Annotated in this window: 1 protein-coding gene and 2 pseudogenes; all 3 read left to right on the forward strand. The window is 51.3% G+C overall.

Going from position 1 to position 809, the window contains the following annotated elements; genetic code table 11:
- Positions 1 to 67, forward strand: a pseudogene (locus tag IEY11_RS15005) (sigma-70 family RNA polymerase sigma factor); the annotation flags it as partial.
- Between the two features lie 103 nt (positions 68 to 170).
- A complete protein-coding gene (locus IEY11_RS14515) occupies positions 171 to 623 on the forward strand; it encodes a sigma-70 RNA polymerase sigma factor region 4 domain-containing protein (RefSeq protein ID WP_151165517.1) in 453 nt (150 codons plus the stop codon).
- Positions 624 to 633: 10 nt separating this feature from the next.
- Positions 634 to 809, forward strand: a pseudogene (locus tag IEY11_RS15010) (sigma-70 family RNA polymerase sigma factor); the annotation flags it as partial.

The following is an 809-nucleotide window of genomic DNA, read 5'->3' on the forward strand; positions in this document are numbered from 1 at the left end:
GTATCAAAGTGTGGAGGCGGTCAGAAAAAAATTTATAAATTTCTTTGGGAACAGGCTTAACAAATGACCTGTTTTCTGGCTACCAAGTGAAAGGGATCATTTCCCTTATCTCAGCGAGGGGCGGACAGCGGACGAGCTGCCCGCCTCTCCAATTTTCAGGAGGTAAGCCTATGAAAACAATCAATCTGCGGTGGATGTATCCCCACTACCGGCATGACGAGTTTGTGGATGTTACGGACGAGGTATGGGCAGCGATGTATCAGGCCCAGCGGGAGATGGAGAACTATGAGCGTCGGAAAGTCTACCACCGCGCCTACTACTCTCTGGACGCATACAGCTGGCTGGAAAATTACGCACTGGAACACAGCAGATCGTCGGAAGATATTTTGCTGGAACGAGAAGAAATGACCACCCGCCTGCACCTGATTGTAGCTCTGCCTGCGGCTCTGGCTCATGCCACTCCGACACAGGCCCGCCGTGTTCACGCCTACTACATTGCCGGTATCAAGCAGCCGGAAATCGCCCGGAGAGAGGGTATCCATAGCAGTAAGGTCAGCGTTGCCATCCACCGGGGGCTGCGGAATATGCGCCGCTGCTATGATGACCTTTTTCAAACAGAGTGAGGGCGTGCCTATGCAGACCATAAATCTCAAACAATATTATCCATTTTGCAAAGAGGACATTTTTGTGGAGGTGTCCGATGAGATCGTCGAAGCGTTTCTTCTGGACAAGAGAGCCGAGGCCGCCAGAGATCGCAAGATGTTCCGGTATAAGGCGTTTTATTCCCTCGATTGTAACGATGGAATCGA

The organism is Butyricicoccus faecihominis, assembly GCF_014648015.1.
Classification (GTDB): domain Bacteria; phylum Bacillota; class Clostridia; order Oscillospirales; family Butyricicoccaceae; genus Agathobaculum; species Agathobaculum butyriciproducens.